Below are 23,969 nucleotides of genomic sequence, written 5' to 3' on the forward strand. Positions count from 1 at the left end.
ACTTGCGCCGCGTCCGCAGATACCGAGATGTAGTAACACTACATTCGCACTACATGTCGGTGAGTAACAGCATCCTAGCTACTTTTGAAATCTATTCCAGCACAGCGGCACCTGAGGGCATCATCGTCCATGGTTCACGCCGAAGAAGCTTTGAGCTACCCTATGCGACCTTTACGGAGGCCTGGTATGCGATTTAAACCCCACCTCACTGTTGCCACCATCGTCGAAGACAGTGGCCGGTTCCTGATGGTAGAGGAACGCCAGGATGGCCGTACTGTTTTAAACCAGCCTGCAGGGCATTTGGAAGCCGACGAAAGTCTCATTGAGGCGGCCGAGCGCGAAACACTGGAAGAAACCGGCTGGACAGTTGAGATCACCAGCCTGGTCGGCCTCTATCTGTTCACCGCACGCAACGGGATCACCTACCAGCGCACCTGTTTTGCCGGACGTCCCCTGGCCCACGATGCGGCCCGCGTGCTGGACGAAGGTATCATCGGTGCGCACTGGATGACGCTCGACCAGCTGCAGAACACGCCAACTGAGCTGCGTAGTCACCTTGTGCTTGATTGCATTCGGGATTATCTCGAAAAACCGCATTATCCACTGGATTTGATTCGCTGATATGACTTCCACATCCGATATTACCCCCAGTCAGACCCGCGTCATCGTCGGCATGTCCGGCGGGGTAGATTCCTCTGTCTCGGCTGCGCTTCTACTGGAACAGGGGTTCCAGGTGGAAGGCCTGTTCATGAAGAACTGGGACGAGGACGACGGGACCGACTACTGCACTGCCAAGGAGGATCTGGCTGACGCACAGGCAGTGTCCGACCGGCTTGGCATCAAGCTGCACACTGCCAACTTCGCGGCGGAATACTGGGATAACGTGTTCGAGCATTTCCTCGAAGAGTACAAAGCCGGGCGCACGCCTAACCCAGACATCCTGTGTAACCGGGAAATCAAGTTCAAGGCATTCCTGGATTACGCTTTGATGCTGGGCGCTGATCTTATCGCCACGGGTCATTACGTACGACGAGCCGATGTCGATGGACAAACGCTGTTGTTGCGCGGTCTGGATGGTAACAAGGATCAAAGCTACTTCCTGCATGCGGTTCAGGGCGAGCAGATCGCGCGTACGCTGTTCCCGGTCGGTGAGCTGGAAAAACCTGAAGTGCGCCGTATTGCCGAGAAATACCAGTTGGCGACTGCGCGCAAGAAGGATTCCACCGGTATCTGCTTTATTGGAGAAAGGCGCTTTAGCGACTTCCTCAAACAGTACCTCCCGGCACAACCGGGTAATATCGAGACGACCGCCGGACAAATACTGGGCAAGCACCACGGCCTCATGTACCACACCATCGGCCAGCGCCAGGGGTTGGGCATCGGGGGGTTGTCAGGCGCCGGAGACGATCCCTGGTATGTGCTGCGCAAGGATCTTCAGCGCAATGTATTGATAGTCGGTCAAGGCAACAATCACCCTTGGCTGTTCTCCAGCGCACTGGAATGCTCGAATATCTTCTGGGTCAACGAACCGGCTTTCGATTTCCCGGTGCGTCTCACCGCCAAGGTACGCTATCGTCAGCCGGATCAGCACTGTGTACTTGAGCGCACTGACACCGGTTATCGGGTTCGATTTGATGAGCCGCAACGCGCGGTCACTCCCGGACAGTCAGTGGTGTTCTACCAGGACGACATATGTCTGGGCGGCGGCGTTATCGAGCTAGCGATTGCCGCCTATAACGAGGAAGCCGTATGACGCGGGCGGAAGAACAGGTTATTGCGTTGGGTGCAATATTTGAAGCAGCGCAGCAGGTCGACAAGCTGGCGCGAACCGGTCAGTACGGCGAAGCCCCCGTGCGCTGTTTGCTACAGAGCATCTTTGAACGCTCGCCCGATGATGTGATGCAAGTATATGGCGGGTCGCTTTATCCCATACGCCAGGGCATTCAGGCGTTGCAGGCCATGCTTGAACGTGACACCGCGGGGCTGCAACGGCAGGCGCTGCGTTATGTGATGAATTTGCTCGCCCTCGAACGGCAACTCGCCAAGCGTGACGATATGCTCCAGGTGCTTGGCCAGAGACTGGATCAGGTCGGCAATCAGATCGAGCACTTCGGCCTGCTGCACGATAACGTGATGGCCGGGCTCGGCGGCACCTATCAGGACACGCTCAGCACGCTCAAGATGCGCATTCAGGTCCAGGGTGATATGCGGCATTTGCAGCAGCCCTCCACGGCCAATCAGATCCGCGCGCTGTTGTTGGCCGGTATCCGTTCCGCCCGTTTATGGCGTCAGCTGGATGGGCATCGGTGGCAATTGCTGGTGTCCCGGCGCAAGCTGCTGGATGCCACCCGGTCAGTCTTGAATGGTTGAACTGATCCGGCTTGACCTTCCGCGAAAAGGCGCCGCCTTACTGACACTCTCCGCCCTGCTGTTCTCCATCATGGGTGTACTGATTCGCGAAACATCACTGACCGTCAACAACGAAACCATCGTATTCGCACGCAATTTCGTCGGCGTATTGTTCTTTCTGCCGATGATCCTGGTGGGTGGCTTTGGCCCTTTCCGTACTCAGCGCCTAGGCGGGCATTTCCTGCGCTCATTTTACGGTTTGAGTGCGATGTACTGCTTTTTCTATGCCATCGCTCACCTGCCCCTCGCCGACTCCATGATTTTCACCTACGCCGCCCCGGTCTTCACGCCCATCCTGGCGTGGTTGTGGCTGCGCGAGTCGCTGACTCCGCGAATGATGGTCATGGTATTGATCGGTTTCACTGGTGTGCTACTGGTCGCCAAGCCGACCGGCGCCCTGTTCGACCCGAAGGGGTTGGTGGGCATTGGCGCAAGTTTATTGGCCGCGTTGGCCTGGGTCTCCATTCGGGCCATGAGTGACAGCGAGCCGGCCAGCCGGATCGTGTTCTACTTCGCCACCTTCTCGGCGTTGCTGTCTTCGATCCCCCTGTTCTGGGCCTGGCAACCGCTGGTCCTGCGTGAGCTGTTGCTGCTTGCTGGCGTGGGGATAGTCGCAACGGCCAGCCAGTTGGTCATGTCTCATGCCTATGCACTAGCGCCCCCAGGCAAGATCGGCCCGTTCAGCTACCTGGCGATCCTGTTCTCAGGCTTCATCGCCTGGCTGCTATGGGACGAAGTGCCTGATCTAACGACTTGGCTGGGCGCCGGACTGATCTTTGCATCGACGCTGCTAAGCCTCGCCATGCCTGCCAGGCAGACCAAAACCAGCCAGACTGGTGTATGATTCGCCCCTTTCCGCCTGACCAATTACGAGACTCCTATGCAACTTTCCTCCCTCACCGCCGTATCTCCGGTTGATGGCCGTTACGGCAGCAAGACCGCCAGCCTGCGCAGCATATTCAGTGAATACGGCCTTATCCGTTTTCGTGTTCAGGTTGAGGTTCGCTGGCTCCAGTGTCTGGCAGCCCATCCTGGCGTGCCTGAGGTAGGCCCGTTCTCCGATCAGGCCAATCAGTTGCTGGACCGTCTGGTTGATGACTTTCAACTCGAGCACGCCGAGCGGATCAAGGAAATCGAGCGCACCACCAACCACGACGTAAAGGCCGTGGAGTACCTGCTCAAGGAACAGGTGAAGAGCCTTCCGGAACTGCAGGCGGTGAACGAATTCATCCACTTCGCCTGCACCTCCGAGGACATCAACAACCTGTCCCATGCGTTGATGTTGCGCAGTGGCCGCGATGAGGTGTTGCTACCCCTCATGCGCCGTATTGCGGATGATATCCGCGGGCTGGCCAAGCAGCACGCCGACGTTCCGATGCTGTCCCGCACGCATGGGCAGCCAGCCTCCCCGACTACCCTCGGCAAGGAACTGGCGAACGTGGTCTATCGTCTGGAACGGCAGATCAACCAGGTCGCATCGGTTCCGCTGCTAGGGAAAGTCAACGGCGCGGTGGGCAACTACAACGCGCATCTGTCTGCCTATCCGCAGATCGATTGGGAAGCCAATGCAAAGAACTTCATTGAAGACACTCTGGGGCTGACGTTCAATCCTTATACGACCCAGATCGAGCCGCACGACTACATTGCTGAAATGTTCGACGCGGTAGCTCGCTTCAACACCATCCTCATCGATTTCGACCGTGACATCTGGGGCTACATATCACTGGGGTACTTCAAGCAGAAAACCATCGCCGGCGAAATCGGGTCCTCCACGATGCCGCACAAGGTCAATCCAATCGACTTCGAGAATTCCGAAGGCAACCTCGGGATCGCCAATGCCATCCTTCAGCACCTGGCCAGCAAACTCCCCATATCGCGTTGGCAGCGGGATCTGACAGATTCCACGGTACTGCGTAATCTCGGCGTCGGCTTCGCTCACAGCGTCATTGCTTATGAGTCAACCCTGAAAGGAATCAGCAAGTTAGAGCTGAACTCTAAGAAGATAGCTGAGGATCTGAATGGCTGCTGGGAGGTGCTTGCAGAGCCCATCCAGACGGTAATGCGTCGCTATGGTGTTCCAGATGCCTATGAGAAATTGAAAGAGCTGACCCGCGGAAAAGGCATCACACCCGCTGCGCTGCAGAAATTCGTTGATGGCCTTGAGATTCCCGATGCCGCCAAGCAGGAGCTGAAGACACTGACGCCCGCCTCCTATATCGGTAATGCGGTGGACCAGGCGCGGCGTATCTGAATCTTGTCCCGCGCTAACGCTCTCCGCTCATCACTCCACGCCCGGCATCCCCGGGCGTTTTAAGTTACAGGATTCGATATGTCGTCAACTCATCGCGCATCACCCTTAGGCAGCCTCTCAGTCGAGACATTCCTGAGAGACTATTGGCAGAAAAAACCACTACTTATACGTCAGGCCTTTCCTGATTTCGAGAACCCGCTGTCAGCCGATGAGCTTGCTGGCCTGTCGCTGGAAGATGAAGTGGAGTCGCGCGTGGTGCTGGAACACGGGGAGCGCCCTTGGGAACTGCGCCGCGGCCCCTTTTTCGAGGAAGACTTCCGCACGCTCCCAGAGCAGGACTGGACCCTGCTGGTTCAGGCAGTAGACCAGTTCGTCCCGGACGTAGCAGAGCTGATGAACGCCTTCAGGTTCCTCCCGAGCTGGCGGCTGGATGACGTGATGATCAGCTACGCCACGCCCGGTGGCAGCGTCGGCCCGCATTTCGATAATTACGACGTGTTTCTGCTGCAGGGTCAGGGGCACCGGCGATGGAAGATCGGCCAGCACTGCGATGCCGAGAGCCCCCTGCTGGACAACCCTGACCTGAAGATTCTGAGCGATTTTGATCAACAGGAGGAATGGTTGCTGGCGCCTGGGGATATGCTGTATATACCGCCGGGCCTGGCCCATTACGGCATCGCCGAAGATGAATGCATGACCTACTCGATCGGCTTTCGAGCGCCCAGCCAGCACGAAGTATTAGTGCATTACACGGACTTCCTCGGGCAACACCTGAACGATCAACAGCGATACAGTGATGCTGATCAATCTGTCGTGGCCGACCCCGCTGCAATCGATGACACGGCCGTTGAGCGGTTGCGCGACATATTGCTTGCAGCGGCGGACGACAAGACCGCCCTGGCTATCTGGTTTGGACGCTTCATGACCGAGCCGCGCTATCCCGAACTAATCCAGCCTATAGAAGGCGTGGCTGGCGAACTGGAGGAGGTTCTGAATCAGGGCTACGGGCTGGTTCGCAATCTAAGCGCTCGCCTCGCCTACCGTGTTGAAGGCGAACAGCTGGTGCTGTTTGCCAGCGGCGAGCACTGCGTACTGCCCGCTTCCTTGTTGCCCCTGGTTCAACTAATCTGCAATGAGGACTATCTGGACTCAGAACACCTGTTGCAATGGCAAGCCGACCCTGAGGGCTGGACGCTCCTGCAGCAGCTGCTCGACAAGGGAGATCTCCTGCTGGAGGGAGACGATGACGAATGACAGCAGAATTGAAGTAGTCGACTGGCATAGCTGCGAATCAATACGCGACATACGGCGAGCGGTATTTATCGACGAGCAGCGCGTACCAGCGGATGAGGAATGGGATGCGGACGATGCCGGCGCCGTTCACTTCCTTATGAGCACCGACGGTCACCCTGTCGGAACTGCGCGTCTGTTACCGGACGGGCACATTGGCCGCGTCGCCATCATGCGAGACTGGCGCGGCCACGGTCTGGGCCAGGCGCTTATGCTCGAGGTCATCAGGCATGCCCGCCGTGCTGGAATCGACGCACTCGCGCTCTCAGCGCAAACCCATGCACTGGAATTTTACCGGAGGCTGGGCTTCGTCATCGATTCCGACGAATACCTCGAAGCGGGCATTCCACATCGCCACATGGTCTGGCGTAACGACGACGCCATTTCTGATGAACTCGAGCCCATCGAGTTCACCTCCCCCGGGCGCTTCGCAATACACAACCCTGATGAACCTGCGCGCGCACGCCCGGTCAGCCGGCAGCCGCAGCGCCTGGGTATCGAGCCTGAGATGCTCGACATTAACGAACATGATGCCCTGCAGCACGCTTGCAACCTTGTATTGCAGGCACGCCGCAGCCTGACTCTCTATGCTCCCGACCAGGCGTTATGGCTGTTCAATCAGCGGGAGTTCGTCGCCTGTTGCGAAGAAATGATTGTCAACAATTCGAAAGCCCGCATTCGGGTATTAGTCCAGGATGTCTCCAAGGAATTATTGCTCGGGCACAGCCTGGTGCGACTCATGCACCGGTTCCCCAGCTTCTGCGAGGTACGCCGCCAACATCCTGATCTTGCGCGCGATCCGCAGGTGCATTTATTGGTCGATGACGCGGGCATTCTGATGCTGCCCAAGGCAACCATGCGCAGCGGATTCGTGCGCTATAACAGTCGAGATCAGGTCAGACGTTACAGCGGCAGGTTTGATGAGCTCTGGTCCTCCAGCCAGACCGACCCAGCACTGCGCAGGTTTCTCCTGTGAGCCGGTTCGCCGGTTTACTACGGCGCTGCTGGCATTTGCCAGCCATCTGGTTACTGGCGGGCGTTGTATCCGCGGCCCCCAGCACCGAGATCATTCCGCTCACACACGGCCTGGCGGAAACACTGGTGCCGGTTGTGCAGCCCATGTTGCAGGACAGTGAACGGGTATCAGCCTACGGCAGCCAATTGATCATTCGCGCAGAACCGGAGCGCATCGCCGAGATTCGAGCGCTGGTAAAGGACCTCGATACAAAGCCGTCCCGGTTGCGGATCAGTGTGGCCAGCAGTGGTGAGACGGCGGGCGAAACCGATGGTTACCGCGTCAATGGACGCATAGGAAACCGCTCGGGCGGCCTGGTGATGGGCGATCCTCGCGAAGCCAATAGCGCGCGTATCATCCGCCGCGAGACCCGCGGTGCGTCGGACGGCGTGCGCCAGGTCACCGCGAACGAAGGCTATCCCGTGTACATCCAGAGCGGTCAGAGTCTGCCCATAACGACTCGCTCTACCGACGCCTATGGAGGGATCGTCGAGCAGAGCCAGTACCGCGACGTCACTCAGGGTTTCTATGCAACCGTTCGCCTGAGCGGCGATTCGGCGACGATCAGTCTCAGCACCAATAATGACCGTGTAAATACCAGCGACGATCAACGAATCGACGTACGGCACACCAATACCCAGGTTTCAACCAGGCTTGGTGAATGGGTCACGGTTGGCGCGCTGGGCGACATCGAAACCGACAACGACCGCGGCTTAGGCCGCCGAACCACCACGCGCCGGCATGACTCAGGAACCATTCGACTCAAGGTCGAGCGCCTCGATTGAACCGCTCCAGGGCCTTGTAGTGCAGCGAAAAAGTCACTACATGGCGTTGACTTATCCCGCAGCAAGTCGCATTATTGCCCGGCTCCCGCTAGCCAGGACCCTGTAAAGGGGTTCCCAATCGGTTCCGAAACCAAAGGACCCGATGCGTGTCTTAACAGCCCACAAGGCATTTTGACGAGGTTGCGACTGGAACGAAGTTGTCCTGAGGGACGGGGAAGCGATTTAAACGTATCAGCCTGAATGACGGGACCATTACTCTGCCTGGTCAAGCGACTGCTTGGCATTATGCGCAGATGCACGTCATCAATCTGTTCGTACCCCCACCTCCGCGCCACCTTCATTTCGATTGCTTCTTCGTTATTGCTCCAACTGTTGAGACTGTCGCCCATGGCGGGTTCAGGTCGACAAATCGTGCAGAACCAAACGCAAACTTTGAAGGATTGACCATGTCAGCATACCAAAACGAGATCAAGGCTATTGCCGCGGTAACAGAAGCCGCAGGTAGCACCTGGGCCGCCATCAACCCGGAATACGCTGCTCGCATGCGCGTACAGAACCGTTTCAGAACCGGTCTGGAAATCGCCAAGTACACCGCAGCCATCATGCGTAAAGACATGGCCGAGTACGATGCCGATACCAATGCCTATACCCAGTCTCTGGGCTGCTGGCACGGCTTCATCGGTCAGCAGAAGCTGATCTCCATCAAGAAGCACCTGAAGACCACCAACAAGCGTTACCTCTATCTGTCTGGCTGGATGGTCGCTGCACTGCGTTCCGAGTTCGGTCCGCTGCCTGACCAATCCATGCACGAGAAGACGTCCGTCTCCAACCTGATCGAAGAGCTTTACACTTTCCTTCGCCAAGCTGACGCCCGCGAACTGGACCTGCTGTTTGTAGACCTGGACGAAGCCCGCGCTGCTGGCGACAAATCCAAGGAAGCTGAAATCCAGGCCAAGATCGACAACTTCGAAACTCACGTTGTGCCGATTATTGCCGACATCGACGCTGGCTTCGGTAACCCGGAAGCTACCTACCTGCTGGCCAAGAAAATGATCGAAGCCGGTGCATGCTGCATCCAGATTGAAAACCAGGTTTCTGACGAGAAGCAGTGCGGTCACCAGGATGGCAAGGTAACCGTTCCGCATTCGGACTTCCTGGCCAAGATCAATGCTGTCCGTTATGCATTCCTTGAACTCGGCATCGACGACGGCGTGATCGTTGCGCGTACCGACTCCCTGGGTGCTGGCCTGACCAAGGCAATCGCCGTGACTGACGAGCCAGGTGATCTGGGCGACCAGTACAACAGCTTCCTCGATGGCGACTATATCGACAGCGCTGAAGACATTCAGAACGGCGATGTTGTTATCAAGGCCAACGGCAAGCTGCTCAAGCCCAAGCGTCTGGCTTCTGGCCTGTTTCAGTTCCGCAAGGACACTGGTGTTGAGCGCGTAATTCTGGACTGTATCACCAGTCTGCAGAACGGCGCTGACCTGCTGTGGATCGAAACCGAGAAGCCGCACGTTGGCCAGATCGCCGACATGGTTAACCGTATCCGCGAGGTCGTACCGAACGCCAAGCTGGTTTACAACAACAGCCCGTCGTTCAACTGGACTCTGAACTTCCGCCAGCAGGTGTTCGATGCCATGCAGGAAGAAGGCAAGGACGTTTCCTCCTACGATCGCGCCAAGCTGATGAGCGTCGAGTACGACGAAACTGAACTGGCCAAGCTGGCTGACGAAAAGATCCGTACCTTCCAGAAGGATGCTTCCCGCGAAGCCGGTATCTTCCACCACCTGATCACCCTGCCGACTTACCACACTGCCGCCCTGTCTACCGACAACCTGGCAAAAGGGTACTTCGCAGACGAAGGCATGCTGGCCTACGTCAAGGGCGTTCAGCGTCAGGAAATCCGTCAGGGCATTGCCTGCGTCAAGCACCAGAACATGGCTGGCTCTGACATCGGCGACAACCACAAGGAATACTTTGCTGGTGAAGCTGCGCTGAAGGCTGGCGGTAAAGACAACACCATGAACCAGTTCTAAGACTGTTCGTCGGGCTTAGGCCCGGGTGTAGGAAGGCCACCTTCGGGTGGCCTTTTTTGTAGCTGTTTTGTGACTACCTGGTCGCGTACAATGCGTGCGCTTCTTCCATTCCTCCCCTGCCGGCTCGATCGTGTCGTCATGGGCGAACGCAGCGCAAGGTTACATATGTCCCGTTTGATACTTCATTTTCCCGATAAACAGTTTTATTTTACTACCCAGTTGACCGTCAGGATTACCGACATTAATGCTGGCAAACATCTTGCGAACGATTCGATGATCTCGATGATCTCCGAAGCGCGCGCCCGCTTCTTGTATCAGTTCGGAATCGAAGAAGTCGGTGAAAACGATGTCGGTATTATTGTTACCGACCTGGCGACAACTTACCGCACAGCGGCATTTGCCAGAGACGCACTGATTTTTGAAGTCGGGCTGATGGACCTGAACCGATACGGTGGGGATATCATCTTCCGCATTACCAAGGCTCGAAATGGGGAACTGGTAGCTCTGGCGAAGTCAGGCTTTGTTTTCTATCATTTCGCCACATCAAAAGTAATGCCCATGCCTGAAGACTTTCGCATGCGCTTTCCCGGCGTCAACTGTCTCCCCGATTACGCATAAAAAAACCCGGTCAATTGACCGGGTTTTTTCTGTCGAGTTCGCTATTAACGAACTTCAACCTCTGCTTCTACGTCTGCTTCGACGCGGCGATTCATCGCACGGCCTTCAGCAGTTTCGTTGTCAGCGATCGGGCTGGACTCGCCATAACCGGCCGACTGGACGCGCTCACCGTCAACGCCTTCGTCGATCAGGGCCTGACGTACAGATGCTGCACGACGCTCTGACAGATCCTGGTTGTACTGCTCTGTGCCGACGGAGTCAGTGTAACCTTCGACCGTAGTTGTTACGGAAGGATAGGTGTTCATGAACTCAGCCAGGCTCTGGATGTCCTGGCGGAACTCAGGACGGATAGTTGCCTTGTCGAAGTCAAATTTGACGTCGAGCTCAACGCGCACGTTCTGCATTTCGGGCTCTGGCGCAGGGGCCGGAGCTGGAGCAGGTGCTGGAGCAGGTGCTGGTTCAGCAGCAGGTGCAGCCGCGCCGCCGAAGTTCAGACCCAGGCCAACGCCAGCCATCCATTCGGTGTTGTCATGATCCAGTCCGTGCATCACATCGACACCAGCGCGAACGAAGAAGTTTTCGTTCAAATAGTTCTTAACGCCAGCACCAGCCAGAATCATGCTGGTCTTGTCGCGGCTGTTAGTGCCAACCTGATCCAGCTCCTGATGACCAACACCACCGGACAGGTAAGGACGAACTGCGCCCTGACCAAAGTGATAGATAGCTTCAAGGTGAGTCAGACGGCCGTCGATATCGTCGCCTTCGAAACCAGCCGCTTCACTTTCCAGGCTCTTGTAGATGCCATGGCCGAGGTTCAACGAGACGTTGTCGCTCACAAAATAACCGAGGCTGCCACCGACCAAAGTGCCGTCATCCAGATCATGGATGCTGTCAGTGAAGTAACGCTTGGCAAATGCTTCCGCCTCAACAGAGCCAGCGCTCTGAGCCATAACTGGCATTGTGGAGGCAGCTACTACTGCGCCAACAACGATACCTACAGTGTTTTTCAATCTCATCTTTGAATCCCCGTTTAATCCGTTCGGACGTTTGGTTTGCGCAATTTCGGCAAAACACAGGCGTGAGTATACAGACAACGCAACACCGCGACATAAAGAGTTTCAAAAAGGCGCATCAACGTGTCTACGAAGTTTTTCCAATGCACGCTTATAACGCATTTTTGTAGCACTCAAACCCATGTGCATGATGTCGGCTATTTCCTGAAATTCAAGCTCCGCCACAAAGCGTAGCACAAGAATTTCACGATCCACCGGGTTCACGTGGACCAACCAGCGGTCCAGTCCGCCACTGCCTGCGAGGGGCTCGGGTTGTTCCTGAGCTTCCTCCTGAGAGTCCAGACTTAGCGCATCGAAGAGGCGTTTTTTACGCTTCTCTTTGCGATACTGTGTGATGCACTCATTGTAGGTAATGCTATAGAGCCATGTTTTGAATTTGGCCTTACCCTCAAACTGTTTCAATCCATGTAGTACTTTTAGCATTACCTCCTGACAGACATCGTCCGCATCCCTTTCGTTCCCCAAATATCGCGCGCAAACGTTAAAAAGCGTCCTTTGATACCGCCTCATCAGTTCTTCGTAAGCGACTGTTGTGTGAAGCAATTCACGCTTTGCGCGGACGACCAGCTCTTCATCTGTGAGATCGGCAGGAGCGTATCGACCGCTTGATGGGCCAGGAGTGTTCGAAATAGGAGGGTCATGGAGTGGACGAGTCTGCACGCGTGACGGTTACCGAGAGACCCGCTCGTCCAGCAGAACGCGATTGGAAATGGATATCACCGCACCACTGTCATCGACCAAGGAGGTCTTTACTGTTCCAATTTCGTCGATAATACCCTCCACGTCACCGACGTGAATGCGGTCACCCACCTGGTACAGTTCACGCACGTACACCCCAGCGATGATCTGGCCGACAATCTGCCGACTCCCCAGCCCTAACGCCAGAGCAGCGGCAGCGCCAAACGACACCAGCACGATGGCAATCACCGTATTGAGCAAGCCCGTTTCGATCTGCAGCTGACCGATCGCCAGTGAAACCGTGATGATGACCAGAAGCCCCTGTGCAAAGCGTCCTAGGCCACCGGCATAGTCAACCCCAATACTTTCGGCAGCTCCACGCACCACCCCACTGACCAGGTGCGACAACAACAGGCCCGCCAACAGGATCAGCGCCGCGCCAAACACCTTGGGCAGATAGAGCGCGAACGCATCCAGCGTCGAGGACACCCTGGCAAGTCCCAGGGTTTCGGCGGCGGACACGACAAAGGTCAGAATGATGAACCAATAGACTATCTTTCCGATCACCGCGGAAACCGGCGCGTAAACACCAATTCTGTTGAGTAGCTTGGTGACGCCAGCGCCCGTCATCAATCGGTCCAGACCCAGCTTCGCCAGACCTTTGCTTAATAATGTGTCGACCACCTTGGCGATCACAAAACCAAGCAATACGATGAGCAGTGAGGCAATCAGATCAGGCACAAAAGACGCAATTTTGCTCCAAAGCGTCGTCATTGCCGCAACGAAGCTTTGCCTCCAGGTATCAAATTCCATGATCTAGTCTCTCGATTGGTTGGAGGAATCATTGCCGCGTCGCACTGGTCGGCGGTGCTCGATGCCTTTGCTTAGCCCCTCGGTGAGGACCCAACCCCAGCGAGCGAACAGGCTCAGCAAGTCAAAGATGCCACCATCTATGTGCGCCTTGTGCAACACGCGCTCGAGCCGCTCATTATCAGCACTAACCGGACGCTGTTGTTCGGCGTCGCGCATGAGCTTGCGCAATTGAACTTCAAAGGGATCGTCCACGGTAATGACCTCACATCAATGAATAGCTGGAAACCTCGCGCCTCCAGAGGCCCCTAAAATACCTGTTGACTGATACTGCTGTTACGCCGGGCCGGCTACAGACAACACGCTATGCAAAGACGCACAATATCCGGAGGGTGTCACCCCTCCGGATGTCGGTCCCGCAGCTGGATCTGAAATGGCTGCCTTGGTCAGGAAGGCATTTTGAGTTCCGTGGGTGAAACGATGATCCCGTTATTATCGGCATACACGTACTCACCAGGACGGAACCTCACGCCGCCAAAGGTCACCGCCACATTGAGGTCGCCTACCCCGCGCTTCTCCGTCTTCATCGGATGACTTGCCAGCGCCTGAATACCCAAGGGTGTCTGAACCAGTACGTCCACGTCACGCACGCAGCCGTAAACGATGATCCCTTCCCAGCCATTGCGGGCGGCCTTCTCGGCGAGCATGTCGCCGAGCATGGCGCGGCGTAGCGAACCGCCACCGTCCACAACCATTACCTTGCCGGTACCGTCCTGATCGACCTGCTCCTTGACGATGGAGTTGTCTTCAAAACATTTCACCGTGACGATCTGACCACCGAAGGAGTCGTGGCCGCCAAAGTTGCTGAACATGGGCTCGACGACTGCAACGTCAGGATAGGCGTCGCACAGATCCGGAGTTATATAGTGCATGGAGTCTCCTTGAGTCATATCAGGCAGTTTGTTCTGCGAGGAAAAACCAGGTATCCATCACCGAATCGGGATTCAGCGACATGGTTTCGATGCCTTGATCCATCAGCCAGCGGGCGAGGTCCGGATGATCGGAAGGCCCTTGACCGCAAATACCGATGTACTTGTCCGCGGCAATGCAGGCAGAGATCGCCATGGCCAGGAGTTTCTTCACGGCTGCATTTCGCTCGTCAAACAGGTGCGCGATGATTCCGGAATCCCGGTCCAGTCCAAGCGTCAGCTGCGTCAGGTCGTTTGAGCCAATGGAGAAACCATCGAAGTGCTCGAGGAATTCTTCAGCAAGCAAGGCGTTGGCTGGCAGCTCGCACATCATGATCAGCCGTAAACCGTTTTCGCCGCGCTTGAGGCCATTTTCGGCGAGCAGCTCCACCACTTGCTTGGCTTCACCTACGGTGCGAACGAAGGGCACCATGATTTCGACGTTGGTCAGACCCATCACATCGCGAACCTGCTTCATGGCACGGCACTCAAGCTCGAAGCAATCGCGGAACGAGTCGCTGATATAGCGAGAAGCACCGCGGAAACCCAGCATGGGGTTTTCTTCTTCCGGCTCGTACAGGCGTCCGCCAATCAGGTTGGCATATTCGTTGGATTTGAAGTCGGACAATCGCACTATGACTTTCTTCGGCCAGAATGCTGCAGCCAGGGTACTGACGCCCTCGACCAGCTTGTCGACATAAAAGCCGACCGGATCGGAATAGCCGGCGATGCGTTTCTCGACGCTATCCTTTACATCGGATGGCAGGCTCTGGAAGTTGAGCAGTGCTTTGGGGTGCACACCGATCATGCGATTGATGATGAACTCGAGTCGTGCCAGGCCAACGCCTGCATTGGGCAGGTTGGCGAAATCGAAGGCGCGATCAGGGTTGCCCACGTTCATCATGATCTTGAACGGTAGCGGCGGCATGGCATCGACACTGTTGGTCCGCACGTCAAAGGATAACTGGCCGTCATAGATCAGACCGGTGTCGCCTTCGGCACAGGAAACTGTCACGTACTGTCCATCTTTCAGCTCGGTGGTGGCGTTGCCGCAACCGACGACTGCCGGAATACCCAGTTCGCGCGCAATGATCGCCGCGTGGCAAGTACGCCCGCCGCGATTGGTAACGATGGCGCTGGCCCGCTTCATCACCGGCTCCCAGTCGGGATCAGTCATATCGGAAACGAGCACGTCGCCAGGCATGACCTTGTCCATCTGGGAGACGTGATCAACGATCTTGACCGGGCCGGAACCGATACGCTGACCGATCGCGCGGCCTTCAACCAGTATCGTGCCCTTCTCCTTGAGCAGATAACGCTCCATGACGTTGCCACTGGCACGGCTCTTCACCGTTTCGGGGCGGGCCTGGACGATGTACAGCTTGCCGTCGTCGCCGTCCTTGGCCCACTCGATATCCATCGGGCGCTCGTAATGTTTTTCAATAATCAGCGCCTGACGAGACAGGTTGATGACCTCTTCATCACTCAGGCAGAAGCGTGAACGCTCAGCCTTGTCGACATCCACCGTCTGGACCGAGAGGCCTGCGCTGGCCACCTCACCATAAATCATCTTGATCGCCTTGCTGCCGAGATTACGGCGCAAAATAGGCGGTCGCCCGGCTTCGAGAGTCGGCTTGTGTACATAGAATTCGTCGGGGTTGACGGCGCCCTGCACTACCGTTTCACCGAGGCCGTAAGCGCCGGTGATGAACACCACATCGCGGAAGCCTGATTCGGTATCCAGGGTGAACATCACCCCTGCGGTCCCGGTTTCGGAGCGGACCATGCGTTGAACACCAACAGACAGGGCAACCAGCTTGTGGTCAAAGCCCTGGTGGACGCGGTAGGAAATGGCCCGGTCATTGAACAGCGAAGCGAACACTTCCTTTGCCGCGCGGATGACATTATCAACGCCGCGAATATTCAGGAAGGTCTCCTGCTGGCCAGCAAAAGACGCATCGGGAAGGTCTTCGGCAGTGGCTGAAGACCGAATAGCGACAGCGAGATTATCGTTGCCGGCTGACAATTCAGCGAACGCGGTACGAATAGCACTATCCAGCGGCTGCGGAAGCTCTGCTTCCAGCACCCACTGGCGGATCTGGGCGCCGGTCTGGGCCAGAGCGTTGACATCATCTACATCCAGCGCGTCCAGGGCGGCGTGAATCCGCTCGTTCAGACCACTTTGTTCCAGAAAGTCGCGATAGGCATCTGCTGTGGTAGCGAAACCGCCAGGAACAGACACGCCGGCATGCGCCAGGTTGCTGATCATTTCCCCGAGCGAAGCGTTCTTGCCGCCGACGCGTTCAACGTCTCCCGCACCCAGTTGTTCGAAGGACACTACGTACTCTAACAAGGTGATCTCTCCGTAATTCCGTTGAATTGAGCGATACGCAAAGGGCCGACCATCTGGCCTGCATGTAACAAATGCGCCACAATGCCGCTAATGAACCTCAGGTTCCAATATTGCTATACCCAATCGCTGCACCCAGCCAACACCGCTTCCTAAGGCTAAGCGCATGAAACGTACTGCTTTCTTTATTTCAGATGGCACTGGCATAACTGCCGAAACCCTTGGCCAGAGCCTGCTCTCTCAATTCGAGAACATTACTTTCACCAAGTTGCTGCGTCCGTATGTGGACACCATCGAAAAAGCGCACGACATGGTACAACAAATCAATGCAGCTGCCGAGCGGGACGGAGAGCGGCCAATCATCTTCGATACCGTGGTAAACCGCGAAATTCGAGATGAACTGTCCCGTTCGAACGGCTACATGATCGATATCTTTTCGACATTCCTCGCCCCGCTGGAGCTGGAGCTCGGCGACGGGTCGTCCTACTCAGTCGGAAAATCGCATTCGATACAACATAACGGCCACTACAAGGACCGAATCGATGCCGTCCACTTCGCCATGGACAATGATGATGGCGCCCGGACTCGACATTATGATGAAGCTGATCTGATCGTCGTCGGCGTATCGCGTTGCGGCAAAACACCGTCCTGCCTTTATATGGCACTCAAGTACGGTATACGTGCGGCCAATTACCCACTTACCGAGGACGACATGGAGCGGCTGCAGCTCCCCTCTTCGCTGCGTTCGGTCAAGCACAAACTGTTCGGGCTGACCATCGACCCCGACCGCTTGTCCAGCATTCGCAACGAGCGCCGCCCCAACAGCCGCTACGCAAGCTTCGCTCAGTGCGAATTCGAAGTGCGTGAAGTCGAAAACCTGTTCCGCCGTGAAAACATCAACTTCATCAACTCGACGCATTTCTCGGTCGAGGAAATTTCAGCCAAGATTCTGGTGCACATGGGCATCGAACGCCGCCTTAAATAGGCCTCTTACGTTGACGTTTCCAGTCAGGAAGCGTCAACGATCCTGCCGTGGCTCAGTATTCCCATGCAGGCGGCATGTGTTGCCGCAGCCAGTCCATTAGTGCGATCACCTTCTTCGGCGCCTTGCCATAGCTGTACAGCAAATTCACCGACTGCTCCGGCGGATACCAGTGTTCCAGACAGCGGACCAGGCTCCCCGGATGCGCTCGCTCGTATTTATCCGCATACCAGCGGGGAAGCACACCGATGCCCTGCCCTCGCACGAGCGAATCGGCCTGCAAAACCAGACTATCAACCTGCATTCTTGATGGCTGAGGAGTGAACTGAAAGTCATCCTGCTCAGCGCTTCGCAGTTCAACCGGCTGCCCCGTGCCGCCCAACACGTCTACCCAGGGAAACAATGCAAGCTGATCGGGATGTGAAGGCAGACCTTTGGTCCTGGCAAACTCAGGGCTGGCGTAGAGGCCGCTGACCCACCGACCCAGCGGCTCGCTGCGCAAACCGTGAAAGTTATCGCCCCCGAGCCACAGCCATAGATCACCAACGGTGGCGTCGGACTGCTCTGGCTGCAGGCTGGTGACAGATACTTCGAGGGTGATCCCCGCATGCGTCTCAAGGAAGCCGTCCAGAACGGCCGGCAGCCAGCCTCTCTCGAACGCGTTGTGCACTCTCAAAACAAGCGGCCCGCTGATTTCTTCCTTTAGATCATCCAACAGATGCTGACTCTGGGCGGCGAGGTCGAGCAATTGCCGGCAATAGTTGTAGAACAGCTTGCCCGCTTCAGTGGGCAACATCCGGTTCGATTGGCGAAGTAACAGCCGCTGCCCGACTCGGCTCTCTAACTGGCTGATACGACGGCTCAAAGTGGATTTGGGCAATCCGAGATTGGCTGATACTTGCGTCAGCCCGCCCATCTCTATTACCGCAGCAAAAACGGTCAATTCGTTGAAATCGTGCATGACCATGTGAGGAAGTTGCTCCCGTTTCGAAAACTACACACTCGCTGCAACCGAATCCTCATATCAATTGCAAGAGATTGCTCAGCCGCGCCACTCAATAAAGCCCGTTATTTTTGAGCGAATGTGAACTCATGTCAATTAGGACTGATTATCGTTATTGCTTTATCGTATAAGATACCCCCAACGCTTACTTGTAACCTGATGTTTTGTAACGGTTAATAAGCATATTTTTGGAATGTTCTGTTTTTGTAAATGGGGTGTTCCAGTTTTCGGTGTGGAATTTTAATGCGAATACTCCTAGAGTGCAGCCCGGTTTGAGAATCATTATCGTTCACTGAGCATCTCCCGAACGAACCCACCAAGGAGTATTAGATGCTGTCGAGTCCCCGCGCCCACGCAATTCCCTTCGCGCTAATCGGTTCCTTCGCCATGCTAGCCACCAGCGTGGCAATGGCCAACGAAAACACAGTGAGATTATCCGATACCGTGGTGACCGCCTCCGGGTTCGAGCAGAAAATTACCGAGGCGCCGGCGAGTATCAGTGTTATCAGTCGCGAACAGTTGCAACAAAAGCGCTACGGGAATCTCGCTCAAGCGCTTGACGAAGTGGAAGGCATCGACATCAGACAGGGCACCGGCAAAACGGGTGGTCTGAATATAAGCATTCGCGGTTTGCCCAGTGACTACACGCTGATTCTCATCGACGGGCGACGTCAGAACACTGCAGGCAACGTTACCCCCAACGGCTTCAATGAAACCTCCACCAGCTTTATGCCTCCGATGTCCGCCATCGAGCGCATCGAAGTGATTCGGGGACCCATGTCCACCCTTTACGGCTCAGACGCGATGGGCGGCGTCGTCAACATCATCACCCGCAAGGTCGCTGATGACTGGGGCACTTCGGTCACCGTCGACCACACCTTTCAGGAAGACCGCGATTACGGCAGCTCAAGCAACACCAGCCTGTATACCAGTGGCCCGCTTATCGATGGCCTGTTGGGCTTGGCAGTCAAAGGCAGCCTGTACGACCGGGCTGAATCTGACCTGGCTTTCGATGACGATTCCGCAGTCAGTCGACGCGGTGCATCGCCAGTTGAAGGTCGTAATTACAACGTAGGTGCTCGCCTCTCCCTCACTCCGAATGCAGATCATGATTTGATTCTGGATATCGAGCGGGGCAAACAGGTGTATAACAACGACGACTGCCAGCTAGGTAATCTGGACGGGCGATCGGGAGGCAGCGCTGTCAGCGGCTGTGCGGTAGAAGCACCGACTGTGGCTAATGGCTATAGCGATGAATTGCGTTTTGAACGGGATCAAATTGCCCTGGCGCACATTGGCCGGCTGGGTTTTGGCACCCTTGACAGCAGCCTGACTCATAACACCACCGAGACCCTGGGCCGCACTATCCCTGGGACCATTGGTGACGCCTATACCGGGTATCCCGCCATCGTCGGCGGCGGCGACCGCGAGCTCAAGTCAACAGACCTTATATTCGATACCAAGCTTACCGCCCCGCTGGGACAGGCACACATTGCCACAGTGGGTGCGCAGTGGTGGGATGCAGAAGTCACCGACGGTATCGCCGACGAGAAGTTTGAACAGACATCATGGGCGCTCTTTGCTGAAAATGAATGGCGGATTCGTGACGACCTCGCGCTGACGCTCGGCGGTCGGTATGAAGATCATGAAGCGTTTGGCGGCAATTTCAGCCCCCGTGCCTATCTGGTCTGGAATACAACCGATACCTGGACGCTCAAAGGTGGCGTAAGCCAGGGTTACAAGACCCCCACGCTCAATCAGCTGCATGACGGGATCACCGGGGTCACCGGCCAAGGCGCGATCCTGAATATCGGCAGCCCTGACCTGGAACCGGAAGTTACCACCAATACCGAATTCGGTGTCTATTACGACAATCTGTATAACTTCAATGCCAACGCAACCATTTTCCACAACAAGTTTGATGACAAAATCGACGATGGCACGCCGCTGCCAAACTGTTTCTCAGCGGCTACACCAGGCCTGCCCGGGTGTGTCAGCTATGGGAGCGGTTTTACTCAGGATGAATTTGGCCAGAGCGTGAACATCGGGGAAGCAGTTACCCAGGGGCTGGAATTGAGTGGGCGCTGGCAGTTCGCGCCTGCCTGGAGTGTCAGTGCCAACTACACCTACACCGACAGCGAGCAGCGAAGCGGCGACAACAAAGGCGAGCCCCTGACAAATACTCCCGAGCACCTGCTGTTCGCACGGCTGAACTGGGCCACTACCGATCGCGTCAACCTGTGGTTCAAGGGTGAGTATCGTGGGGAAAGAGCGCGCTTCACCGACCGATATGAAAATCTGAATGCAGCCAATCAAGCGCTGTATGATGCGACCGGTGATCTGGAAGCCTATGAGGTATTCCATCTGGGCGGCTCATTCAAGGCCTCAGAGCAGGTAACCTTGAACGCCACGATTTACAATGTCTTCGGCAAAGATTTCACCACCGGCAGCTATTACACAACCAACACCGGAGCCACCGGCTGGGCTTCAGATTATATACAATCCGGTCGGTCTACAGACGGCACCCTCGAAGAAGGTCGCCGCCTCTGGCTCTCCGCCACAATGGAGTTCTAAGGGCGCCGCGCCACGTGCAGTATCGAACCGGGCCCTTGTGCCCGGTTTTTTGTTGCAACCTGCACTGCGAATGCATTCCTGGCGAGTTATCCCCGAGGGCAGGCTCTATTACGGAACGTTCAGGTCAGCTCAAGTGTCAGAACACTAACCGTCGAGATTACGACGGATTGACCATGACTGACCGATAGGAGCGTGACGATGGATCTGGTTCGCTTGATTTGCGCTATTTTGCTTCCCCCGCTAGGCGTGTTCCTGCAAGTAGGCATAGGCGGCGCCTTCTGGCTGAACATTCTGCTGACCCTGTTCGGGTATATTCCCGGCATCATTCACGCGGTATGGATCATCGCCCGCCGTTAAACACGGCAGGGGGTTCCCTGCGCCGCCAGCGTGACATGCTCTGGCGGCACCTGGGTTAAGCCCAAGACCAAGTTAGATCCAAACATGACGTTCCGGGTGCCCGCGCCCGCTACCCTGATCGATTCTTCCACGTTTCCCCTTCCAGTTAGCCCGTTTGTGCTCGGCTCATTATCCTTCGATAAACGGTGGATCTAATGTCAGTTGACACATTGCGAGCCGCGACGACTAACCGTACTCTTGGGCCTCTTGTTCAGGAGATACCCGATGATCCGATTACTTGCTTCACTGATGCTTGTCTCTGGGTTGGCTCATGCCAGCGATCCGCTGACAATCGATGTGCATCGTGATCCTAACTGCGGTTGCTGCGCGTCATGGATTGAGCACCTCGAGGAGAACGGATTCACCGTCAACGATCACCTTGAAAAGGATATGCGCAGTTTCAAACAAGAAACTGGAGTACCGGCCGAACTGGCTTCATGCCACACGGCGGTGATTGACGGGCGATTCATTGAAGGTCACGTATCGGCCACCGACATTCTCGCCATGCGCGATAAGCCCGACATAATCGGATTGGCTGTGCCCGGTATGCCGGTCGGCTCACCCGGTATGGAAATGGGTGATCGGCAGGATGCCTACAAGGTCATTGCAGTGGAGGAAGACGGCTCGCAGGAAGTCTTCAACCACTACCCATGACCCTGGCGATCAGCCCTTGCGGGCTGGTCCTTTGTCTTCGGGAGTCGCTTCATAGGTGGTACCGCGTTTCTCACCAAACCAGGTGTTCAGCTTGTTGCGCGCTTTGAGCTTGACCTCGTCGTTGATATAGAACGAGACCATTGCGATTGCAGCAGCCATCACCGCGAGATCGTCGGTGAAGCCAAGCATGGGTAGAAAGTCGGGGATGGCGTCGATTGGCGAGATGAAATAAGCCAGCGCACCGTACATCGCGGTTTTTGCCCACTTGGGTGTTTCCGGCCGTTGCGCTGCGTAATACAGACATAAAGACTTTTCCACTGCCTCGCGCCCGGCAGCGAGGGCAAAACGGCTGAGCTTGTTCCAATATCCCTGGTCACTGAATCGGGTTCGCGCCATGTTGGGCCTCCGGATGCGTAAACGATCGAGCCTTCGCAGCGAATGATTTGCTTACGGAGCGGCTAGTTCTACGCACTCTGACAGCGAGCTTGATGGCTTAGCTCCCGGACTGGCGATAACAATAGTATTGCGCCCTGCGTTTTTCGCTTGATACAGACATTCATCAGCGCGGTGAAGCCAGGACTTGTGGTCGTCCTGCCACATTATCGAGGCTCCTCCTATTGAAACGGTGACCTGACTTCCGTCAGGGCTGTGCAGCTCCGCTTGAACTGCTGACAGAATATTACGTGCGACCTGTTCGAGCTCCTCCTCGCCTACGTGGGGGACAAGTAATACGAACTCCTCACCGCCAAAGCGAAAAAGCCGATCGGACTGGCGACACGCGGAATCGACGATCTTTACGAAATCCTTCAGAACCCGATCGCCCGCCTTGTGGCCGAAGCTGTCGTTGATGCGCTTGAAGTGGTCAAGATCCAGAACCAGCACCCCATAGGCTGTCCCATAACGGGCATGTGTAGCGAAGACTGTATCCAGGTCGGTCTCCAAGGCACGTCTGTTCCCGATACCGGTGAGTGGATCAATGGTCGCCAGCTCATGAAGCTCACGACGTTGAGATCTCCCTCTGGAAGCAAATACCAAGGCGAACAGACTGGTAATAACTGCCGTCACGGCGAATGAAACCAGCTGGGTTAAACCGTCGAACAGCCTATCGGGTGCGAACAAACCATAGGCGCATAGGGCGACGAGTGCACAGGAGGTGGCGATGGCGCTCTGCACCGGAGGAACCACGAAGAAATTGAAGATGATCATCACGTAAAACCAGAACAGGCCGTTCACGCCCAGCTTTATCGCAACGATTACCGCAGCCAACGAATAGGCAAATGCCAGGAACTGTCCTGCACGCAGGGTTTTTCCGGTTCGCCAGGCAGAGCTGACTGCAACCAGCGTGCCCCCGATGAGCGCGACATCCAGCGCACCAACCAACCAGTCAGCATTGTATAGTCGGTATGCAGCAAAGGGCGGCAGCGCTATCAACGCCAGCATCCCCACCGAGATGATGATTGATAACTGATAGTCACCTTTCAACCGCTGCACGATCCGTCGCATTGTGTCGCTGCCCTGATAGTTAAGAGACGCGGATTAATCCCTAGCGCTATCTCATCGAAGGACATTAGCCTCATCAGCACAATAGATCAATATCAAAGTGCCACTAAAGACCTGCAAATACAGTTACCTACCTGTCCCTCGATCAGGTCGCGGCAGCTGCCGTGCTCTGGATACGTTTGACCATGGCGCGCAAACCGTTGCCACGCGTGACACTGAGGTGCTTGAGCAAATTCAGTTGCTCGAAATAGCCTTCAATATCGAACTCACCGATCTCTTTTGCTGTTTTGCCGTTATAGGCTGCCAGGACCACTGCAAGCAGGCCTTTGACAATAAAAGCATCACTGTCGGCATCGAAGAAGAAGCGATCACCATCCCGGCGGCTGACCAGCCACACCTGGCTCTGGCAGCCGCGGACGATGTTTTCATCGGTACGATGTGCATCATCCAGGGGCGGTAATTCCTTGCCTAGATCTATGATGTACTTGTAACGGTCTTCCCAGGTATCAAAGAACGACAGCGTTTCAACAATGTCGTCACTGGTAGTGTCGGTGCCTAACTCGCTCATGCA

At 56.0% G+C, this 23,969-nt stretch carries 23 protein-coding genes and 2 pseudogenes; 15 read left to right on the plus strand and 10 right to left on the minus strand.

The features are described from left to right. Nucleotides 1-186 precede the first annotated feature (186 nt). The 11 genes and pseudogenes from FHK95_RS12480 (at nucleotide 187) to FHK95_RS12525 (ending at nucleotide 10,410) form a co-directional block, all read left to right on the plus strand. Entirely contained in the window at nucleotides 187-621 is a 435-nt protein-coding gene (locus FHK95_RS12480; RefSeq protein ID WP_150304957.1) for an NUDIX hydrolase, read from the plus strand. 1 nt (nucleotide 622) lies between these two features. After that, on the plus strand, nucleotides 623-1,753 hold the full coding sequence (mnmA, locus tag FHK95_RS12485) for a tRNA 2-thiouridine(34) synthase MnmA (RefSeq protein WP_150304958.1): 1,131 nt from the start codon (nucleotides 623-625) through the stop codon (nucleotides 1,751-1,753). Next, complete coding sequence (gene hflD / locus FHK95_RS12490; RefSeq protein ID WP_150304959.1) at nucleotides 1,750-2,370, plus strand: high frequency lysogenization protein HflD; 621 nt, start codon at nucleotides 1,750-1,752, stop codon at nucleotides 2,368-2,370. The genes mnmA and hflD overlap by 4 nt, the downstream gene beginning before the upstream one ends. Further along, nucleotides 2,363-3,253, plus strand: a complete 891-nt coding sequence (locus tag FHK95_RS12495) for a DMT family transporter (protein WP_150304960.1) — start codon at nucleotides 2,363-2,365, stop codon at nucleotides 3,251-3,253. Before hflD ends, FHK95_RS12495 begins: the two co-directional genes overlap by 8 nt. A 36-nt stretch (nucleotides 3,254-3,289) precedes the next feature. Continuing rightward, complete coding sequence (gene purB, locus FHK95_RS12500) at nucleotides 3,290-4,660, plus strand: adenylosuccinate lyase (RefSeq protein WP_150304961.1); 1,371 nt, start codon at nucleotides 3,290-3,292, stop codon at nucleotides 4,658-4,660. Between the two features lie 78 nt (nucleotides 4,661-4,738). After that, entirely contained in the window at nucleotides 4,739-5,914 is a 1,176-nt protein-coding gene (locus FHK95_RS12505) for a ribosomal protein uL16 3-hydroxylase (protein ID WP_150304962.1), read from the plus strand. Next, nucleotides 5,904-6,323, plus strand: a pseudogene (locus FHK95_RS20260) (GNAT family N-acetyltransferase); the annotation flags it as partial. The gene FHK95_RS12505 and the pseudogene FHK95_RS20260, both read left to right, overlap by 11 nt. 162 nt (nucleotides 6,324-6,485) lie before the next feature. Continuing rightward, nucleotides 6,486-6,926: pseudogene (locus tag FHK95_RS20560) on the plus strand (DUF7931 domain-containing protein); the annotation flags it as partial. Then, nucleotides 6,923-7,750: a secretin N-terminal domain-containing protein gene (locus FHK95_RS12515; RefSeq protein WP_178114786.1), complete on the plus strand. Its 828-nt coding sequence runs from the start codon at nucleotides 6,923-6,925 to the stop codon at nucleotides 7,748-7,750. The pseudogene FHK95_RS20560 and the gene FHK95_RS12515, both read left to right, overlap by 4 nt. A gap of 446 nt (nucleotides 7,751-8,196) precedes the next feature. Beyond that, nucleotides 8,197-9,792, plus strand: a complete 1,596-nt coding sequence (locus FHK95_RS12520; RefSeq protein ID WP_150304965.1) for an isocitrate lyase — start codon at nucleotides 8,197-8,199, stop codon at nucleotides 9,790-9,792. A 165-nt stretch (nucleotides 9,793-9,957) separates the two neighbouring features. Next, nucleotides 9,958-10,410 (plus strand): acyl-CoA thioesterase, encoded by a 453-nt coding sequence (locus FHK95_RS12525; RefSeq protein WP_150305003.1) that lies wholly within the window; start codon nucleotides 9,958-9,960, stop codon nucleotides 10,408-10,410. A 44-nt stretch (nucleotides 10,411-10,454) separates the two neighbouring features. On the opposite strand, the gene FHK95_RS12530 is transcribed toward FHK95_RS12525, so the two are convergent. The 6 genes from FHK95_RS12530 to ppsA all read right to left on the minus strand — a co-directional run bounded on the left by FHK95_RS12530 (nucleotide 10,455) and on the right by ppsA (nucleotide 16,292). After that, nucleotides 10,455-11,426: an OmpA family protein gene (locus FHK95_RS12530; protein ID WP_150304966.1), complete on the minus strand. Its 972-nt coding sequence runs from the start codon at nucleotides 11,424-11,426 to the stop codon at nucleotides 10,455-10,457. A gap of 102 nt (nucleotides 11,427-11,528) precedes the next feature. After that, complete coding sequence (sigX, locus tag FHK95_RS12535; RefSeq protein ID WP_150305004.1) at nucleotides 11,529-12,113, minus strand: RNA polymerase sigma factor SigX; 585 nt, start codon at nucleotides 12,111-12,113, stop codon at nucleotides 11,529-11,531. Nucleotides 12,114-12,152: 39 nt separating this feature from the next. Beyond that, nucleotides 12,153-12,974: a mechanosensitive ion channel family protein gene (locus FHK95_RS12540; RefSeq protein ID WP_150304967.1), complete on the minus strand. Its 822-nt coding sequence runs from the start codon at nucleotides 12,972-12,974 to the stop codon at nucleotides 12,153-12,155. A 3-nt stretch (nucleotides 12,975-12,977) separates the two neighbouring features. After that, nucleotides 12,978-13,226: a CrfX protein gene (locus tag FHK95_RS12545; protein WP_150304968.1), complete on the minus strand. Its 249-nt coding sequence runs from the start codon at nucleotides 13,224-13,226 to the stop codon at nucleotides 12,978-12,980. Between the two features lie 191 nt (nucleotides 13,227-13,417). Further along, on the minus strand, nucleotides 13,418-13,903 hold the full coding sequence (gene rraA, locus FHK95_RS12550) for a ribonuclease E activity regulator RraA (protein WP_150304969.1): 486 nt from the start codon (nucleotides 13,901-13,903) through the stop codon (nucleotides 13,418-13,420). A 19-nt stretch (nucleotides 13,904-13,922) separates the two neighbouring features. Beyond that, nucleotides 13,923-16,292 carry a phosphoenolpyruvate synthase gene (gene ppsA / locus FHK95_RS12555; protein ID WP_150304970.1) on the minus strand — a complete coding sequence of 790 codons (2,370 nt, stop codon included), beginning with the start codon at nucleotides 16,290-16,292 and terminating at the stop codon, nucleotides 13,923-13,925. A 163-nt stretch (nucleotides 16,293-16,455) separates the two neighbouring features. On the opposite strand from ppsA, the gene ppsR reads away from it, so the two are divergent. Continuing rightward, nucleotides 16,456-17,274, plus strand: a complete 819-nt coding sequence (gene ppsR, locus FHK95_RS12560; protein WP_150304971.1) for a posphoenolpyruvate synthetase regulatory kinase/phosphorylase PpsR — start codon at nucleotides 16,456-16,458, stop codon at nucleotides 17,272-17,274. Between the two features lie 52 nt (nucleotides 17,275-17,326). Here the strand turns inward: ppsR and FHK95_RS12565 are convergent, their stop codons facing one another. Beyond that, entirely contained in the window at nucleotides 17,327-18,238 is a 912-nt protein-coding gene (locus tag FHK95_RS12565; RefSeq protein WP_150304972.1) for a LysR family transcriptional regulator, read from the minus strand. Nucleotides 18,239-18,661: 423 nt separating this feature from the next. Between FHK95_RS12565 and FHK95_RS12570 the strand changes: the two genes are divergently transcribed. The 3 genes from FHK95_RS12570 (at nucleotide 18,662) to FHK95_RS12580 (ending at nucleotide 21,898) form a co-directional block, all read left to right on the plus strand. Next, nucleotides 18,662-20,848: a TonB-dependent receptor domain-containing protein gene (locus FHK95_RS12570; protein WP_408003619.1), complete on the plus strand. Its 2,187-nt coding sequence runs from the start codon at nucleotides 18,662-18,664 to the stop codon at nucleotides 20,846-20,848. Nucleotides 20,849-21,046: 198 nt separating this feature from the next. Further along, on the plus strand, nucleotides 21,047-21,205 hold the full coding sequence (locus tag FHK95_RS12575) for a YqaE/Pmp3 family membrane protein (RefSeq protein WP_150304974.1): 159 nt from the start codon (nucleotides 21,047-21,049) through the stop codon (nucleotides 21,203-21,205). A 264-nt stretch (nucleotides 21,206-21,469) separates the two neighbouring features. Next, on the plus strand, nucleotides 21,470-21,898 hold the full coding sequence (locus FHK95_RS12580; RefSeq protein ID WP_150304975.1) for a DUF411 domain-containing protein: 429 nt from the start codon (nucleotides 21,470-21,472) through the stop codon (nucleotides 21,896-21,898). 9 nt (nucleotides 21,899-21,907) lie between these two features. Here FHK95_RS12580 and FHK95_RS12585 read toward each other — a convergent pair whose 3' ends face one another. The 3 genes from FHK95_RS12585 to FHK95_RS12595 form a co-directional block, all read right to left on the minus strand. Further along, nucleotides 21,908-22,294 carry a YkvA family protein gene (locus tag FHK95_RS12585; RefSeq protein WP_150304976.1) on the minus strand — a complete coding sequence of 129 codons (387 nt, stop codon included), beginning with the start codon at nucleotides 22,292-22,294 and terminating at the stop codon, nucleotides 21,908-21,910. A 51-nt stretch (nucleotides 22,295-22,345) separates the two neighbouring features. Continuing rightward, nucleotides 22,346-23,401, minus strand: a complete 1,056-nt coding sequence (locus FHK95_RS12590) for a GGDEF domain-containing protein (RefSeq protein WP_150304977.1) — start codon at nucleotides 23,399-23,401, stop codon at nucleotides 22,346-22,348. A 142-nt stretch (nucleotides 23,402-23,543) separates the two neighbouring features. Then, nucleotides 23,544-23,966, minus strand: a complete 423-nt coding sequence (locus FHK95_RS12595; RefSeq protein ID WP_150304978.1) for a SufE family protein — start codon at nucleotides 23,964-23,966, stop codon at nucleotides 23,544-23,546. Nucleotides 23,967-23,969 lie beyond the last annotated feature (3 nt).

Source organism: Pseudomonas saliphila, from assembly GCF_008638345.1.
Lineage (GTDB): Bacteria > Pseudomonadota > Gammaproteobacteria > Pseudomonadales > Pseudomonadaceae > Halopseudomonas > Halopseudomonas saliphila.

What these genes read in the sequence shown, in the direction of transcription:
- FHK95_RS12575 (WP_150304974.1), top strand. Translation starts at nt 21,047, where the DNA reads ATGGATCTGGTTCGCTTGATTTGCGCTATTTTGCTTCCCCCGCTAGGC.
- purB (WP_150304961.1), top strand. Translation starts at nt 3,290, where the DNA reads ATGCAACTTTCCTCCCTCACCGCCGTATCTCCGGTTGATGGCCGTTAC.
- FHK95_RS12595 (WP_150304978.1), bottom strand. Translation starts at nt 23,966, where the DNA reads ATGAGCGAGTTAGGCACCGACACTACCAGTGACGACATTGTTGAAACG.
- FHK95_RS12505 (WP_150304962.1), top strand. Translation starts at nt 4,739, where the DNA reads ATGTCGTCAACTCATCGCGCATCACCCTTAGGCAGCCTCTCAGTCGAG.
- mnmA (WP_150304958.1), top strand. Translation starts at nt 623, where the DNA reads ATGACTTCCACATCCGATATTACCCCCAGTCAGACCCGCGTCATCGTC.
- FHK95_RS12525 (WP_150305003.1), top strand. Translation starts at nt 9,958, where the DNA reads ATGTCCCGTTTGATACTTCATTTTCCCGATAAACAGTTTTATTTTACT.
- FHK95_RS12520 (WP_150304965.1), top strand. Translation starts at nt 8,197, where the DNA reads ATGTCAGCATACCAAAACGAGATCAAGGCTATTGCCGCGGTAACAGAA.
- ppsR (WP_150304971.1), top strand. Translation starts at nt 16,456, where the DNA reads ATGAAACGTACTGCTTTCTTTATTTCAGATGGCACTGGCATAACTGCC.
- FHK95_RS12530 (WP_150304966.1), bottom strand. Translation starts at nt 11,426, where the DNA reads ATGAGATTGAAAAACACTGTAGGTATCGTTGTTGGCGCAGTAGTAGCT.
- FHK95_RS12565 (WP_150304972.1), bottom strand. Translation starts at nt 18,238, where the DNA reads ATGGTCATGCACGATTTCAACGAATTGACCGTTTTTGCTGCGGTAATA.
- FHK95_RS12495 (WP_150304960.1), top strand. Translation starts at nt 2,363, where the DNA reads ATGGTTGAACTGATCCGGCTTGACCTTCCGCGAAAAGGCGCCGCCTTA.
- FHK95_RS12585 (WP_150304976.1), bottom strand. Translation starts at nt 22,294, where the DNA reads ATGGCGCGAACCCGATTCAGTGACCAGGGATATTGGAACAAGCTCAGC.
- FHK95_RS12570 (WP_408003619.1), top strand. Translation starts at nt 18,662, where the DNA reads ATGCTAGCCACCAGCGTGGCAATGGCCAACGAAAACACAGTGAGATTA.
- FHK95_RS12480 (WP_150304957.1), top strand. Translation starts at nt 187, where the DNA reads ATGCGATTTAAACCCCACCTCACTGTTGCCACCATCGTCGAAGACAGT.
- hflD (WP_150304959.1), top strand. Translation starts at nt 1,750, where the DNA reads ATGACGCGGGCGGAAGAACAGGTTATTGCGTTGGGTGCAATATTTGAA.
- FHK95_RS12540 (WP_150304967.1), bottom strand. Translation starts at nt 12,974, where the DNA reads ATGGAATTTGATACCTGGAGGCAAAGCTTCGTTGCGGCAATGACGACG.
- FHK95_RS12590 (WP_150304977.1), bottom strand. Translation starts at nt 23,401, where the DNA reads ATGCGACGGATCGTGCAGCGGTTGAAAGGTGACTATCAGTTATCAATC.
- rraA (WP_150304969.1), bottom strand. Translation starts at nt 13,903, where the DNA reads ATGCACTATATAACTCCGGATCTGTGCGACGCCTATCCTGACGTTGCA.
- FHK95_RS12580 (WP_150304975.1), top strand. Translation starts at nt 21,470, where the DNA reads ATGATCCGATTACTTGCTTCACTGATGCTTGTCTCTGGGTTGGCTCAT.